The organism is Streptomyces sp. NBC_00259, assembly GCF_036181745.1.
In the GTDB taxonomy this organism is placed as follows: Bacteria; Actinomycetota; Actinomycetes; order Streptomycetales; family Streptomycetaceae; genus Streptomyces; species Streptomyces pratisoli.
Genome location: NZ_CP108080.1, coordinates 424,531 through 438,330, shown reverse-complemented (window position 1 = coordinate 438,330; position 13,800 = coordinate 424,531). Strand labels below are relative to the sequence as shown.

At 71.0% G+C, this 13,800-nt stretch carries 13 protein-coding genes; 5 read left to right on the top strand and 8 right to left on the bottom strand.

Translation table 11 applies throughout. The features are described from left to right. Positions 1-85: 85 nt before the first annotated feature. Positions 86-613, bottom strand: a complete 528-nt coding sequence (locus OG766_RS02100) for a hypothetical protein (protein ID WP_266377134.1) — start codon at positions 611-613, stop codon at positions 86-88. Between the two features lie 376 nt (positions 614-989). Here OG766_RS02100 and OG766_RS02095 point away from each other — a divergent pair, with 376 nt between their 5' ends. The 3 genes from OG766_RS02095 to OG766_RS02085 all read left to right on the top strand — a co-directional run bounded on the left by OG766_RS02095 (position 990) and on the right by OG766_RS02085 (position 4,339). Further along, positions 990-1,733 (top strand): amino acid ABC transporter ATP-binding protein, encoded by a 744-nt coding sequence (locus tag OG766_RS02095; protein WP_323137279.1) that lies wholly within the window; start codon positions 990-992, stop codon positions 1,731-1,733. 78 nt (positions 1,734-1,811) lie between these two features. Continuing rightward, a complete protein-coding gene (locus OG766_RS02090) occupies positions 1,812-2,648 on the top strand; it encodes a glutamate ABC transporter substrate-binding protein (RefSeq protein ID WP_266377136.1) in 837 nt (278 codons plus the stop codon). 173 nt (positions 2,649-2,821) lie between these two features. Beyond that, positions 2,822-4,339 (top strand): DUF6056 family protein, encoded by a 1,518-nt coding sequence (locus OG766_RS02085; RefSeq protein WP_328727414.1) that lies wholly within the window; start codon positions 2,822-2,824, stop codon positions 4,337-4,339. Here OG766_RS02085 and OG766_RS02080 read toward each other — a convergent pair. Next, positions 4,314-4,724: a GtrA family protein gene (locus OG766_RS02080; RefSeq protein ID WP_328724397.1), complete on the bottom strand. Its 411-nt coding sequence runs from the start codon at positions 4,722-4,724 to the stop codon at positions 4,314-4,316. The two genes, OG766_RS02085 and OG766_RS02080, sit on opposite strands and share 26 nt — an antisense overlap. Next, positions 4,721-5,707 (bottom strand): glycosyltransferase family 2 protein, encoded by a 987-nt coding sequence (locus tag OG766_RS02075; RefSeq protein ID WP_328724396.1) that lies wholly within the window; start codon positions 5,705-5,707, stop codon positions 4,721-4,723. The genes OG766_RS02080 and OG766_RS02075 overlap by 4 nt, the downstream gene beginning before the upstream one ends. A gap of 136 nt (positions 5,708-5,843) precedes the next feature. Here OG766_RS02075 and OG766_RS02070 point away from each other — a divergent pair, with 136 nt between their 5' ends. After that, positions 5,844-6,197, top strand: coding sequence for an ArsR/SmtB family transcription factor (locus OG766_RS02070; RefSeq protein WP_266377140.1), 354 nt, complete (start codon positions 5,844-5,846; stop codon positions 6,195-6,197). Further along, on the top strand, positions 6,194-6,838 hold the full coding sequence (locus OG766_RS02065; RefSeq protein WP_328724395.1) for an SRPBCC family protein: 645 nt from the start codon (positions 6,194-6,196) through the stop codon (positions 6,836-6,838). Before OG766_RS02070 ends, OG766_RS02065 begins: the two co-directional genes overlap by 4 nt. A 115-nt stretch (positions 6,839-6,953) precedes the next feature. On the opposite strand, the gene OG766_RS02060 is transcribed toward OG766_RS02065, so the two are convergent. From OG766_RS02060 to OG766_RS02040, 5 genes are all read right to left on the bottom strand, one after another. Then, on the bottom strand, positions 6,954-7,868 hold the full coding sequence (locus tag OG766_RS02060) for a carbohydrate ABC transporter permease (protein ID WP_266377145.1): 915 nt from the start codon (positions 7,866-7,868) through the stop codon (positions 6,954-6,956). Beyond that, positions 7,865-9,235: an ABC transporter permease gene (locus OG766_RS02055; protein WP_328724394.1), complete on the bottom strand. Its 1,371-nt coding sequence runs from the start codon at positions 9,233-9,235 to the stop codon at positions 7,865-7,867. The genes OG766_RS02060 and OG766_RS02055 overlap by 4 nt, the downstream gene beginning before the upstream one ends. A 6-nt stretch (positions 9,236-9,241) precedes the next feature. Further along, positions 9,242-10,549, bottom strand: coding sequence for an ABC transporter substrate-binding protein (locus OG766_RS02050; protein WP_266378364.1), 1,308 nt, complete (start codon positions 10,547-10,549; stop codon positions 9,242-9,244). 71 nt (positions 10,550-10,620) lie between these two features. Continuing rightward, positions 10,621-12,291 carry a glycoside hydrolase family 13 protein gene (locus tag OG766_RS02045; RefSeq protein ID WP_328724393.1) on the bottom strand — a complete coding sequence of 557 codons (1,671 nt, stop codon included), beginning with the start codon at positions 12,289-12,291 and terminating at the stop codon, positions 10,621-10,623. 223 nt (positions 12,292-12,514) lie between these two features. Further along, on the bottom strand, positions 12,515-13,798 hold the full coding sequence (locus OG766_RS02040; RefSeq protein WP_328724392.1) for an ABC transporter substrate-binding protein: 1,284 nt from the start codon (positions 13,796-13,798) through the stop codon (positions 12,515-12,517). Positions 13,799-13,800: the final 2 nt, after the last annotated feature.

Sequence of the window (13,800 nt, the reverse complement as noted above, 5' to 3'; positions counted from 1 at the left end):
CGGGGTGGTCGGGTGGCTTCCGGTGGGGCGGGCCGGCTGGTCAGGCCGGGTGGTCAAGCCGGCCGGCGGTCGTGCCCGCGGTGCGTCAGGATGCGGCCGGTGTGGTGGGCGCGCACGCCACCCGGGTCTCCGGGGTGTTGTGGATGCCGTCCTTCGTGCTCTGCCCGTTGTTGTACTCGTAGTAGAGGTACGAGTAGAAGGCGATGGTGCCGTTGCAGCCCGAGTCGGCGGCGATCTGGTACGTCAGAGTGACCGTGCGGGAGGTGCCCGGGGCGAGCGGGATCTCGTAGTCGACGCCGAGGCCGGTCGTGCCGGTGCCCGTGCACGCGGCGCCCTGGGCGGTGCACGAGACGAAGCTGTACTTGAGGTCCTTGCGCTGCGTCGTCATCCAGGTCGGCTGGACGGACTGGTACACGAACCAGACGTCGGTGGCCTGGTTGTTGGTGAGGGTCATCGTCAGCGACACCGTCGAGCCCGGCGTGGCCACCGGCTGGTCGACGGTGAAGCTCAGATCGGGGGTGTCCGCGCCGGCGGGCTGCGCCATGCCGAAGCAGGCGAGGGCGAAGGCGAGGACCGCGGAGAGACCGAAGCGTCTCAGATGTGTGATGCGCATGGGCCGGGAGGCTAGGAGACGGCGGCTCGCGGCGTCTGCCCCGATCCGTACCCACGGTGGCCCGCGCGGCGCGAAACCGTCGTGCCCGCCCGATACCGCCCTCAGCCCCGGCCCGGGCGCCGCTGCGCGCATATGCGCCGGACAATGCCGGTGCGCGTCCCTCGTACGGCACCCGTCGCCCAGTGTGCGCGAGACGTCACTCAGGGGCACGCGACAATGGCCTGTTCCGCGTCCATGACGACCGCTCACCCACCCGGGCCCGGCGGATCGGAGGCCCGCGCCGCCTGCCGTCCCCGGAGTGCGACCCGCCCGATGCGGACGGACGATGAAGCCGACGAGCGGAGCGGCCGTGCGCAAGGAACCCTTCACACCGGGCATGACGGGCAGCGCCCTGGTCGAGCTGCGCCATGTGGAGAAGCACTTCGGCACGCTCCATGTGCTCCAGGACATCAACCTGACCATCGACCGCGGCGAGGTCGTCGTGGTCATCGGGCCGTCCGGCGGCGGCAAGTCCACGCTCTGCCGCGCCGTCAACCGGCTGGAGACCATCGACTCGGGCGAGATCTCCATCGACGGGAAGCCGCTGCCCGAGGAGGGCAGGGAGCTGGCCCGGCTGCGCGCCGAGGTCGGCATGGTCTTCCAGTCCTTCAACCTCTTCGCGCACAAGACCGTGCTGCAGAACGTGACACTGGGCCAGATCAAGGTCCGCGGGACCGACAAGAGGTCCGCCGAGGTCCGGGCGCGGAGCCTCCTCGACCGGGTGGGCGTCGGCTCCCAGGCCGACAAGTACCCGGCGCAGCTCTCCGGCGGTCAGCAGCAGCGCGTCGCGATCGCCAGAGCACTGGCCATGGACCCGAAGGTCATGCTGTTCGACGAGCCGACCTCCGCGCTCGACCCCGAAATGGTCAACGAGGTCCTGGAGGTCATGCGACAGCTCGCCCGGGACGGCATGACGATGGTCGTCGTCACCCACGAGATGGGCTTCGCCCGTTCGGCCGCCAACCGGGTGGTCTTCATGGCCGACGGCAGGATCGTGGAGGAGAGCGCACCCGACGAGTTCTTCAGCAACCCCCGCACCGAACGCGCCAAGGACTTCCTCTCGAAGATCCTGCACCACTGAGGCCGCGGCACGCGCGTGCACGGCCGCCCCGAACCCCATGCACCATCCGGCTGTCGCCTATCCCCAGGGAAGATCACGATGAAGCTTCGCAAGGTCCCCGCCGCGGCCGCCGTGGCGCTCGCGCTCTCACTCGCCCTCACGGCATGCGGATCCGACGGCGGCGGCAGCGGTACGGACGACGGGAAGAAGATCACCGTCGGCATCAAGTTCGACCAGCCGGGCATCGGCCTCAAGACCCCGGACGGCACGTACGAGGGCTTCGACGTCGACGTGGCGAGGTACGTGGCAGGGCAGCTCGGCTACAAGCCCTCCGACATCGTGTGGAAGGAGGCCAAGAGCGCCGACCGCGAGACGCTGCTCCAGCGCGGCGACGTCGACTTCATCGTGGCCTCGTACTCGATCAACGACGAACGGCGCAAGAAGGTCGACTTCGCGGGTCCGTACCTGCTGGCCCACCAGGACGTCCTCGTCCGCGCCGACGACGACTCCATCACCAAGCCGTCCGACCTGAACCACAAGAAACTCTGCTCGGTCACCGGCTCCACCTCGGCCCAGAACATCAGGACGAAGCTCGCGCCGCAGGCCCAGCTCCAGGAGTACGGCGGCTACTCCGAATGCCTCACCGGCCTGGAGAACAAGACCGTCGACGCCCTCACCACGGACGACTCGATCCTCGCCGGCTACGCCGCGCAGAAGTCCTTCGAAGGAAAGTTCAAGCTCGCCGGCTTCAGACTGAGCAACGAGAACTACGGCATCGGGGTGCGCAAGGGCGACACCGAGCTCAAGAACAAGATCAACGCGGCGCTCGAGAAGATGGTCGCCGACGGCTCCTGGAAGAAGGCCGTGGAAGCCAACCTCGGTCCCGCCGGCTACCGGAACGAGCCCCCGCCCAAGATCGGCGTGGTCGTCGGCTGAGCCCACGTCGGCTTCCGGGGCGTACGCCGGCCACGGGCGCTCCGCACCCGCACCGCGCCATGGCAAGGCGACACGCGCCGCGCCCGCCTCCGCCGCCCCATCGGGGCTTCCTGCTGCTCCACATGACGGCCGGGCGGTTGAGCGGTGCGGGAAGCGTGCAACTAGTGACGGACATGGCCGTCGGCGCATCACGCATGACCACCCCGCAGGAACCGGATGAACCCTCCGGGCCGCCCGGGCGGGGGAAGGGCGGCGGACCGTGGTTCTCGTCGCGCGTCACCGTCTGCGCCGTGCTCCTCGCCGCGCTGCCGCTTGGGCTGCTGGCGGTCGCCGCATGGCTGGGCCGCCACGTCCGGCCCAGTGCCGACGAGTGGTGCTTCCTGCCGGTGGTGCGCGACCACGGAGTCGCCGGTCTCATCGGGAAGTTCTACGTCACCGACAACGGCCGCGTCGGCAATGCCCTCCTCGTCGGTCTCTACGCCGAGTTCCCGGTCGCCGGTCACCAGTGGTACGCGCTGGTCAGCGGGCTGCTCACGTTGCTCGTGGTGTGGACCCTGACCGTCCTGCTGCTGCGCCGGGCGGGGCAGCGGGCGCCGCGCGGGATCCCGCTGCTCGTGGCCGCCACGGTCACCGCGGTGTTCCTGCTGGCGACGCCCAACACGTACAAGACCCTCTACTGGCCCGCGGGCTCCGTCTCCCACACCCTGGCGCCCGTGCTCGCCTGCGCCGCCGTCGTCCCGGCCCTGTGCGCGCGCGGCAGGCGGGGCCGGACCGCCGCCCTCGTGACGGTGGTGCTCGCGGGGATCCTCATCGGCACGCTCTCGGAGGAGACCTCGATCGTGGCCCTGGTGGTCCTCTCGGGACTGCTGCTGACCGGCCGACGGCTCGTCACCGAGCGGGCGTGGCCCGCCCTCAGGACCTGGGCGCTGCTCGGGGCGGCCGGGATCGCCGTCGGCACCGCCGTACTGATGACGTCACCAGGGTCACGCCGCCGGCGGACCCGCTTCGGCGCGGAGACCACCTCGATGATCTCCCCCGAGTCTCTGGCGGCCTCGGCACGGGGCTTCGCACGGATCGTGGAAACCGTCCTCACGACCTGGCCGTACGCGGGAGCGGTCGCTGCCGGACTGCTGCTGGGCCTGCTGGCGCGGCCCGGCGGCACCGGATCCGTTCTGCGCCGGCCGTGCAGACCGCTTCCGCTCGCCGCCTGCGGTGTGCTCGCCGTCCTCGTCGCCGGATATCTGTGCACCGTCGTCACGTATCCCGTCTTCGGCGCACGCGTCTCGTCCGCGGCCCGCACCTGGAACGACTATCTGCTGCTGTACGTGCTGCTGCTCGTCGCCGTCGGCGCCCTCCTCGGCCGAGCCCTGCGCACCCGGATGCCGCGGCCGTGGGCGGCCCTGGCGGCGGCCGTGGCCGCGACCGTCCTCGCCGTGTCCGTCGTCGGGCTGGCCCGGCCGCTCCACCAGCTCGGGCAGGACATGCGCGTACGGGCCGGGCAGTGGGACCGCCAGGACGCGCGGCTGCGCGCCGGGGCGGCGAGCGGCGCGAAGGTCCTCCCGTACACACCGCTCCCGGTCGCCGGGATGCTCGAACCGTTCCGCGACCGGGGCCGCATCGGGTGGCCGGCCCGGTGCGTCGCCGACTACTACCGTCTGGACGAGGTCACTTACTCGACGCGGCTTCCGTGACCGGCTTCCTGGCCCCGGAGGTGATCGCCCACCGTGCGACGAGGAACGACAGCGGGGTGACCAGCACCCCGGCCGCGAGGGCGGCGACATGCTCGTCCGCGCCCAGCTCGCGCACGGCGAGATGGAGCAGCACACCGCTGCCGACGAGACCGGCCACTCCCGAGAGGGGATAACGGACGAACCCGCGCCAGGTAGGCCGGGTGCGCAGCGTGACGTACGAGTTGAGCAGGAACGATCCGGTGACGCCCACGGAGTAGGCCAGCGCGTGGGCGGCGAGATACGGCAGCCAGAGGTTGAGCACGGCGTACACGGCGTAGTACACGCAGGTGTTGACGGCCCCGATCATGGCGAAGACGGCGAACTGCCGCATGCCGGCGGCGTTCATGACCGCTGCCGTGACTGTCCGGCGGTCGCGGACAGTGCTCCGGAGTGGTGCGGCGCGGACGCGTCCGTCTCCCGCACCACATAGGAGGGCCGCCGCTTCGCCTCGTGGTAGATCCGGCCGACGTACTCCCCGATGACGCCGAGCGTGGCGAGCTGGACCCCGCCGAGTCCGACGATGGCGGTGATCAGCGTCGCGTACCCCGGGGTGTCGACGCCGTTCAGTACGGCGTTCGCGATGATCCACAGCGCGTAGCCGAGAGCGGAGAGGAAGAGCCACAGCCCGGTGTGGATCGCCAGCCGCAGCGGACGGGTGTTGAAGGAGAGCAGCCCGTCGATCCCGTACTCCAGCAGCCTCCGGCCGCCCCATTTGGACCGGCCGGCGGCCCGCCGGACATTGCGGTACGGGAAGCTGACCGTGTCGAAGCCGATCCACGAGAAGAGGCCCTTGGAGAAGCGATTGCTCTCGGGGAGCGACAGCACGGCGTCGACCGCCCGGCGTGACAGCAGCCGGAAGTCGCCCGCACCGTCGGCGATCTCGACATCCATGAAGTGGCGCACCAGGCGGTAGTAGGCCCGGCTCAGCGCGGAGCGCAGCGCGCCTTCGCCCGTGCGGTCGCGCCGGGCGACGACCTGGTCGTAGCCGTGCCGGTGCAGCTCCAGCATCCGCGGTACCAGCTCGGGGGGATGCTGCAGATCGGCGTCCATGAGGACGACCGCGGCGCCCCGGGACATCCGCATCCCGGCCAGCAGGGCGGCCTCCTTGCCGAAGTTGCGGCTGAACGAGGTGTAGCGCACCTCCGGCGCCGATGCCGCGATCGCCCTCAGGCGCTCGGCGGTCCCGTCGCTGCTTCCGTCGTCGACGTAGCAGATCTCGAAGCGGTCCCCGGTCGGCTCCAGCGCGGTGCTCAGCGCCGTGTGAAAGGCGTCGATCACCTCGCTCTCGTTGAAGCACGGGACGACGACCGACAACTGCACCTGTGGCATCCCTCCAGTGGAACGCGGACAGGGGCCCTGGCCGCGCTCCCTACTCCGCACGAGTGTGTCGCGACTCCGCACGAGTGTGTCGCGCACCATGGTTAAGCGTTGACTTATATAAGCGACGGCTGGCATAGTTCGGGACGTGCACGCATTCGATGTACTGGGGGATCCGGTGCGTCGCCGGATATTGGAGCTGCTGGCCGAGGGCGAGCAGACATCAGGCGCGGTCAGCTCGGTGATCCGTGCCGAGTTCGGGATCTCGCAGCCGGCGGTGTCGCAGCACCTGCGCGTGCTGCGCGAGGCGGGCTTCGCGTCCGTACGGGCCGAGGGCACCCGGCGGCTCTACGCCGTCGATTCCGCACCCCTGCGCGAGGTCGACGACTGGCTCGACCGGTTCCGCGGCTTCTGGGAGCAGCGGCTGGACGCGCTCGGTACCGAACTCGCACGGGGGAAGCGCGAGCGCCGCAGACAACAGGAACAGGAAGAGCAGCCATGAGCGACATCGTCGACCAGATCAACGACATCCACCGCGAGGTCGGCAAGCGGTCCCTGGCCGAGGGTGAGGCGCGCACCATCCTGCTGCGGCGCACCTACGACGCCGCCGCCTCGGACGTGTGGGACGCGTGCACCGATCCCGAGCGGATCGGCCGCTGGTTCCTGCCGGTGAGCGGCGACCTGAAGCTCGGCGGCCGCTACCAGCTGCAGGGCAACGCCGGCGGGGAGATCCTGCGCTGCGAGCCGCCGAAGCTGCTCAAAGTGAGCTGGGTGATGGGCGAGAACCCCGGATTCAGCGAGGTGGAGGTCCGACTCACCGAGGAGGGCGAGGAGCGCACGCTGTTCGAGCTGGAACACGTCGCCGTCGTCCCCGACGAGATGTGGGACCAGTTCGGCCCCGGCGCCGTCGGGGTCGGCTGGGACCTCGGGCTGCTCGGCCTCGGGCGGTTCCTGCAGGGCGCCGCCGTCGACCCCGCCGAGGCCCTCGCCTGGCAGGACTCCGACGAGGCCCGCGCCTTCGCGGCCCGCAGCAGCGAGGCCTGGGGCGAGGCGTACGGAGCCTCGGGCGCACCCGCCGACACGGTCGCGTCCGCGGTACGGGCGACGACGGCCTTCTACGCCCCGCCCGAGCCGGAGAACTGACCCGCGCCGTTGCGCGCCCGGGGCACGGCCCGCGACCGCTGTGGGCGCGGGCGGTCCTCGCACGGGATCCCGTACGCCGACCGCCACGCGCCCACCCGGGGCCGGGAGCCGGGGCTCATTTCACCGAGCCCGCCATCACCCCCTGGACGAAATGCCGTTGGAAGGCGAAGAACACCACCACCGGCACGATCAGCGACAGGAACGCCCCGGGCGCGAGGACATCGATGTTGCTGCCGAACTGCCGTACCTGGGACTGGAGTTCCACCGTGAGCGGCTGCGAGGAGCTGTCCGCGAAGAGCAGCGCCACGAGCATGTCGTTCCACACCCACAGGAACTGGAAGATCGCCAGACTCGCGATCGCCGGCCGTCCCACCGGGAGCACCAGGCGGGTGAAGATCCGCCACTCGCTGCCGCCGTCCATCCGCGCCGCCTCCAGCATCTCGCGCGGGATGTCGGCGAAGTAGTTCCGCAGCAGGAAGATGGCGAACGGCAGCCCGTAGGCGACATGGAAGAGCACCACGCCCGGGATCGTGCCGAACAGCCCCAGCTGGCCGAAGAGTTTGGCGACCGGCAGCAGACCGACCTGGACCGGCACCACCAGCAGCGCCACCACCAGCAGGAAGAGCCAGTCCCGGCCGGGGAACTCCAGCCAGGCGAAGGCATAGCCGGCCAGCGCCGCGATGGCGATCACCAGAGTGGTGGCGGGCACCGAGATCAGCACGGTGTTCCAGAACGCCTGGGTGATCCCGGCGTTGCCGAGCAGCTCCGCGTAGTTGTCGAACGACAGCTGCCCGGGGCTGGTGAACGTGCTCCACCAGCCGCTGCTCGCGTTGTCCTCGGGCGAGCGCAGCGAGGACAGGAGCAGACCGGCGAGCGGGGTGACCCAGACGAGGCCGATCACCACCAGGAACGCCTGGACCACTCCGCTGCCGAGCCGGCGTCCGAGCCGGCCCCCCGGCCGGCGGCGCACCGGCCCGGCAGGGACCTGCGGTTCCTTCGCGACGGCAGGGTCGGTGACGGTCGCGCTCATGACTGACTCCTGCGGAAACGGCGGACGTTGAAGACCATGGCGGGGATCACCAGCAGCAGGAGCAGCACGCCGAGCGCGCTGCCGAGCCCCTGGTTGTTGCCGCCGCCGAAGGAGACCAGCCACATCTGGGTCGCCAGCACCGTGGCGTCCTCCTGCACCGGTCCCGGCGCGATGATGTAGACGAGGTCGAAGACCTTCATCACATTGATCACCAGGGTCACGAAGACCACGGTCAGGATGGGCGCGAGCAGCGGCACGGTGATCCTGCGGAACACCTGCCACTCGTTGGCACCGTCCATCCGGGCGGCTTCGAGGGTGTCACGCGGCAGCGAGGACAGCCCGGCCCCGATGAGCACCATCGCGAAGCCCGTCCAGATCCACAGATACGCGCCGATGATGGCCGGGGTGACGAGGGCCGGGCCGAGCCAGGAGACACCCTCGTACGGCTGGGCGAAGTTGCCCGCCGGCAGCCGGACCGTGTACGAGCCGGGATCCAGGTCCCGGAAGGCGAACGAGCCGTCGCTCGCGGTGGTGGCGGTGGCGACGGTTCTGCCGTCCCGCACCGCCTCGACCGCCATCTTCGGCAGCCCGCTCTCGGCCCGGTCGACCTTGCCCTGCTCACCGCCCCCGCCGGGGGCGAAGTCCAGATAGACCACGCCGGCCAGCTCGTCACCGCCGGCCTTCCTGGCCGCCGCCTCGTACGCGGGCCCGGCACCGGCCGGCAGCTCCGCCGGTTTCACGCCGACGAGTCCGAGCGTGACGGCCTCGCCGGGGGAGACGGCCGCCGTCGTGGCGTACGACCCGTCCGCGGCCTTGGTCAGTCCCTGGCCGTCCCTGGCGCGCGCGGTCGGGTACGACGACGAGCCCTTGAAGGCGTCGTGCACCCCGACCACGGCGGCGTTGAGCACCCCCTTGTCGGGGTCCTCCTCGTACGCGAGGCGGAAGATGATGCCGGCGGCCAGGAAGGAGACCGCCATCGGCATGAACAGCAGCAGCTTGAACGCGGTGGCCCAGCGGACCTTCTCCACCAGCACGGCGAGGATCAGCCCGAGTCCGGTGAGCAGCGTGGGGGCCACGACGACCCAGATGGTGCTGTTGCGGACGGCCTTCAGCGTGGCCGGGTCGCGGAACATCTCGGCGTAGTTGCCGCCGCCCACGAAGCGTGTCCCCGAGGCGTCGAAGAAGCTCCGGCCGACCGAGAACAGCACGGGGTAGACGACGAGTGCGCCGAGCAGCAGCAGCGCGGGGAGGACGAAGACCAGGGCGACGACCCGCCGGCGCCGCTGGGCGCGGCGCCGGGGGTTCGCGGCCGCCGGGGGCCGAGGAGGCCCCGCGGACGGTGCGGTGGGTGTGGTGACTGCGGTCATGTCCCGTCAGCCCTTGTACGCCTTGGCGGCCGCGTCCTCGAGGCGGCCCGCGGTGGCCTTCGGGTTCGAGGGGTCGCGCAGGAAGTCCTGCAGCAGCTTCCACTCGCCCGTGCCCTTGGTGCCGCCGAAGGCCGCGGGCGCCTGGTCGGACATGTCGAAGCGGACGGAGTCACCAGCGCTGATCAGCGACTTGGCGGTGGCGCGGGTCGTGTCGTCACCGTAGGAGGCGAGGTCGAGCTTCTTGTTGGGGGAGAGGAAGCCGCCGGCCTCGGCCCAGACGGCGGCCGCCTCCGGGGTCGCCAGGTACTCCAGGAACGCCATCGCGGCCTTCTGGCTCTTGCCGTCCTTCAGGACGACGGCCGCGTCACCGCCGCTGACCACGGGGGCCTTGCCGCCGTCGACCGCGGGGAACGGGAAGAACGCCGCGTCCTCGCCGATCTTCCTGCCGAACTGGTCCTTGGCGACACCGGCGACGAAGTCGCCCTCGTAGACCATGCCGGCCTCGGGTTCGGGGCCGAAGACCTTCTCCACGGAGCCGGGGAAGTCGGTGCCGAGGGCGCCCTTCTGGCCGCCCGCGATGAGTTCCTTGTCCGAGAACAGCTTGCCCAGGGTGGTCAGCGCGTCGACGACGCTCTGATCGGTCCACTTGAGCTCGTGGGCGGCGAGCTGGTCGTACTTCTCGGGCCCGGCCTGGGAGAGATAGATGTTCTCGAACCAGTCGGTGAGGGTCCAGCCGTCCTCACCGGCGACCGCGAAGGCGGGCAGACCCGAGTCGGAGACGGCCTGCCCGGCCTTGAGCAGGTCCGCGTACGTCGTCGGCGGCTTGACGCCGGCCTGGTCGAGGGCGTCCGGGCTGTACCAGACCGTCGACTTGTGGGCGGCCTTGAAGTAGAGGCCGTACAGGGTGCCGTCCACGCTGCCGTAGTTCTTCCACACGGAGGCGAAGTTGCCGTCGACGGACTTCTCGGTGGTGGGGGAGAGCGGCTTGAGCCAGCCGCTCTTCGCGAACTGCTGGAGCACACCGACCTGCGGGACCATCACCACGTCGGGGGCGTTGCCGCCCTCGATCTTGCTGCCGACGACGGTGGAGACGTTGTCGCCCGTGGACACGAACTGCGTCGTGGCGCCGGTCTTCTCGGTGAAGGCGTCGAGCACCTTCTGGAAGTTCTTCTGCTCGGCGCCGGACCAGACGCCCGCGACCGTGATCGTCTGGCCGTCGAGGGACTTGTCACCGCCGCCGGCCGGGGTGACGGGGCCGCCGCCGCAGGCGGTCGCGCCGAGGGCGAGGGCCAGGGCCGTGCAGCTCGCAAGCATCATGCGTCGTGGCGTCATGGCAGGACTTCCTTCTGGGACGGGGGAACGGGCGGGGTGTCGGCGGTCGGGGATCAGGGGTTGGTGCAGTCGCTGATCCACCAGGCGGTGGTGGATCCCGGCAGGGCGCCGGTGGGGCAGGGCCCGCTGGACAGCAGCGGTGCACCGGAGACCGGTGCGGGCACGGGCGCGGTGCCGAAGTTGACGGCGCAGACGAGTCCGTCGCCGCGTACGAAGGCGAGGACGTCGGGCGAGGAGTCCAGCCAGCGCAGGGTGCCCTCGCCGAGCTGCGGCAGTCCGCGCCGCAGCTGCAGCCCGTCGCGGTACAGGTGCCAGAACGAACGGGTGTCCGAGAGTGCCCGGTCGGTGGCGTGCTCGGCGAACCAACCGGGCTGTGGCAGCCACGGCTTGGCCCCCTCGGCGCCCGAGGTGAAGCCGAACGGCGAGGCGTGGCCGGACCACGGAAGGGGCACGCGGCAGCCGTCACGGATCCGCGCCCGGCTCCCGGTGCGCCGGAAGATCGGGTCGGTGAGCACCTCGTCCGGCAGGTCCACGACCTCCGGCAGGCCCAGCTCCTCGCCCTGGTAGATGTACGCGGCGCCGGGCAGCGCCAGCATGAGCAGCGCGGCCGCCCGGGCGCGGGCCGCGCCGAGCCCGCTGCCCTCGGTGCCGGACTCCCCGTACCGGGTGACGGTGCGGACCTGGTCGTGGTTGTTGAGCACCCAGGTGACGGTGGAGCCGGTGCCGGCGATGTCGTGCATGGCCTCGGTGACGACCTTGCGGAACGTGCCGGCGTCCCAGGGCGCGCTCAGCAGATCGAAGAAGAAGGCCTGGTGCAGCTCGTCAGGGCGTACGTAGCGGGCGTGTTCACGCGCGGTCGGCACGGAGACCTCGCCGACGAGCAGCCGTTCCCGGCCGTCGCGGTCCGTGTACTCCTCGCACACCGCGCGCCAGTGGCGCCACACGTCGTGCACCTCGGGCTGGTTCCAGGCGAGCGGGTTGACCGAGTCACGGGTACGGGCGTCGGCCTCGGGGTCCGATGAGTCGGGCAGCTCCGGGTGCTTGAAGAGACCGGCGGCGACGTCGATGCGGAAGCCGTCGACGCCGCGGTCCAGCCAGAAGCGCAGGACCTGCTCGAAGTAGGCGCCGGTCTCGGGGTTGCGCCAGTTCAGGTCGGGCTGCTCGGGCGTGAACATGTGCAGGTACCACTGGCCGGGCGTGCCGTCCGGTTCGGTGATCCGGGTCCAGGCGGGCCCGCCGAACATCGCGTGCCAGTTGTTGGGGGGAACGTCCCCGCCGGGGCCCCGGCCCTCGGCGAAGTGGAACCGGGCGCGGGCGGCGCTGTCCGGTCCGGCACCGAGGGCCTCACGGAACCAGTCGTGCTCGCTGGAGCAGTGGTTGGGGACGATGTCGAGCAGCACCTTGATGTCGAGCCGGTGTGCGTCGGCGATCAGCAGCCCGAACTCGGCGAGGTCGCCGAAGAGCGGGTCCACGTCGCGGTAGTCGGCGACGTCGTACCCGTGGTCGTGCTGCGGCGAGGGGTAGAAGGGGCTCAGCCATATGCCGTCGACGCCGAGCTTCTTGAGGTAGGGCAGTCCGGCACGGACCCCGGCGAGGTCGCCGATGCCGTCGCCGGTGCTGTCCAGGAAGCTGCGGACGTACACCTGGTAGATCACCGCGTCGCGCCACCAGTGGTGCGTGTGGCGGTGCGAGAGGCCATTGCCGGCCGGGGCTGTGAGCGTCACCCGTTGACCTGTTTCTGCGTGAAGGGGTGCCCGCGACCAGGAGGTCGACGGTTATGCATGCATGTTAAGTAGGCATGTCGAGAAGGTGTCAACGGTCATGCGGAAATGAGAAGGGAGTTGGGTGATATGCCCAGATGTGTCCGCACGGTTCGAGTCCCGTGCGATGTGATCCCGTTACCTAACAGGTAGGTAAGGCGAGGAGGAGAAGCGTGAGAGAGAGGGGTCAGCCCCGGCGCGCGACGGCCGACAGCTCCCCGGCCAGTCGGCGCACGGCCGCCGCGGGATCCTGGTGCTGCGCCATCGCGTCGTGCACGACGGCCTGCACGGCCAGGCTCACCTGCTCGTACCGTGCGCTCTTCGGTCGCGGCGCCGCCGCGAGCACGCTCGCCCGCAGGGCGGGCAGATAGGGGAACTCCCGGATCAGCGCGGGGTCCTGGTACAGCGCGGCCCGCACGGGCGGCAGCGCGCCCTCCGTCAGCACCTTCCGCTGCACGGGGGCGCTCGTGAGGTACGCGATCAGATCGCTCGCCGACTCCGGATGCCGGGCCCGGGTGCTGATCGCGAGATTCGACCCGCCCAGCACGCTCGTCCCGGCCCCGTCGGGGCCGGGCAGCGGCACGGCGCCGAACTTCCCCGCCACCGGCGAGTCCTTGCCGGAGGCGCCGGCGTACGCATAGGGCCAGTTGCGCAGGAAGAGCAGCCGCCCGTCCTGGAAGGCCTGCCGGGACTCCTCCTCCTTGTACGTGAGCGCTTCCCTGGGGATCCAGCCGTCACGCACCCCGCGGGCGAGGAAGTCGACCCCGCTGCGGGCCGCCGCCGAGTCCACGGTCACCCGGCCGTCGTCGCCGAGGATCGTGCCCCCGGCCGAGTAGACCGCCTCCGTCGCGTTGACCGTGAGGCCCTCGTACGGGAGGAACTGGCCCGCGTAGCCGCCGAGGCCGTGCCGCGGGGCGATCGTCCGGGCCTGGCGCTCCAGCTCCGTCCAGGTCACCGGCGGCCGCTCGCCCTCGCGGTCGAGGATGTCCTTGCGGTAGTAGAGCATTCCGGCATTCGTGACATACGGGACGGCGTAGAGCTTGCCGTCGTACGTCGCCGTGTCCACCACCGGCGGCAGGAAGCTGTTCAGCGGGAAACGCCGGGACTCCAGCGGGGCTATCCAGCCCGCGGCGGCGAACTCCGAGGTCCAGGCGACGTCGATGTTGAGGATGTCGAACCGGCCGTCGCCCGAGCGCAGCCCCGTCGTCATCTGCGCACGGGTCTCGTCGGCGGAGTCCGGCAGCTCGACGAGCGTGACCTTCTCGCCAGGGTGGCCCCGGTTCCAGCCCTCCAGGAGCGGGCCGAGATAGCCGGTGAGATCACCGGCCGTGGCCAGCGTCATGGGCCCGCGCCCGTCGCCCCCCGCGGGGTCCGCCGTCGCGTCGCCCGGCTGCGCGGGCGCCGACACGTAACCGGTGAGAACGACCGCCGCGACCAGGAGACCCCTACCCGCGGCACGTATCCACCGCATAG

What these genes read in the sequence shown, in the direction of transcription:
- OG766_RS02095 (WP_323137279.1), top strand. Translation starts at nt 990, where the DNA reads ATGACGGGCAGCGCCCTGGTCGAGCTGCGCCATGTGGAGAAGCACTTC.
- OG766_RS02055 (WP_328724394.1), bottom strand. Translation starts at nt 9,235, where the DNA reads ATGACCGCAGTCACCACACCCACCGCACCGTCCGCGGGGCCTCCTCGG.
- OG766_RS02090 (WP_266377136.1), top strand. Translation starts at nt 1,812, where the DNA reads ATGAAGCTTCGCAAGGTCCCCGCCGCGGCCGCCGTGGCGCTCGCGCTC.
- OG766_RS02080 (WP_328724397.1), bottom strand. Translation starts at nt 4,724, where the DNA reads ATGAACGCCGCCGGCATGCGGCAGTTCGCCGTCTTCGCCATGATCGGG.
- OG766_RS02060 (WP_266377145.1), bottom strand. Translation starts at nt 7,868, where the DNA reads ATGAGCGCGACCGTCACCGACCCTGCCGTCGCGAAGGAACCGCAGGTC.
- OG766_RS02050 (WP_266378364.1), bottom strand. Translation starts at nt 10,549, where the DNA reads ATGCTTGCGAGCTGCACGGCCCTGGCCCTCGCCCTCGGCGCGACCGCC.
- OG766_RS02075 (WP_328724396.1), bottom strand. Translation starts at nt 5,707, where the DNA reads ATGCCACAGGTGCAGTTGTCGGTCGTCGTCCCGTGCTTCAACGAGAGC.
- OG766_RS02085 (WP_328727414.1), top strand. Translation starts at nt 2,822, where the DNA reads ATGGCCGTCGGCGCATCACGCATGACCACCCCGCAGGAACCGGATGAA.
- OG766_RS02065 (WP_328724395.1), top strand. Translation starts at nt 6,194, where the DNA reads ATGAGCGACATCGTCGACCAGATCAACGACATCCACCGCGAGGTCGGC.
- OG766_RS02040 (WP_328724392.1), bottom strand. Translation starts at nt 13,798, where the DNA reads ATGCGGTGGATACGTGCCGCGGGTAGGGGTCTCCTGGTCGCGGCGGTC.
- OG766_RS02100 (WP_266377134.1), bottom strand. Translation starts at nt 613, where the DNA reads ATGCGCATCACACATCTGAGACGCTTCGGTCTCTCCGCGGTCCTCGCC.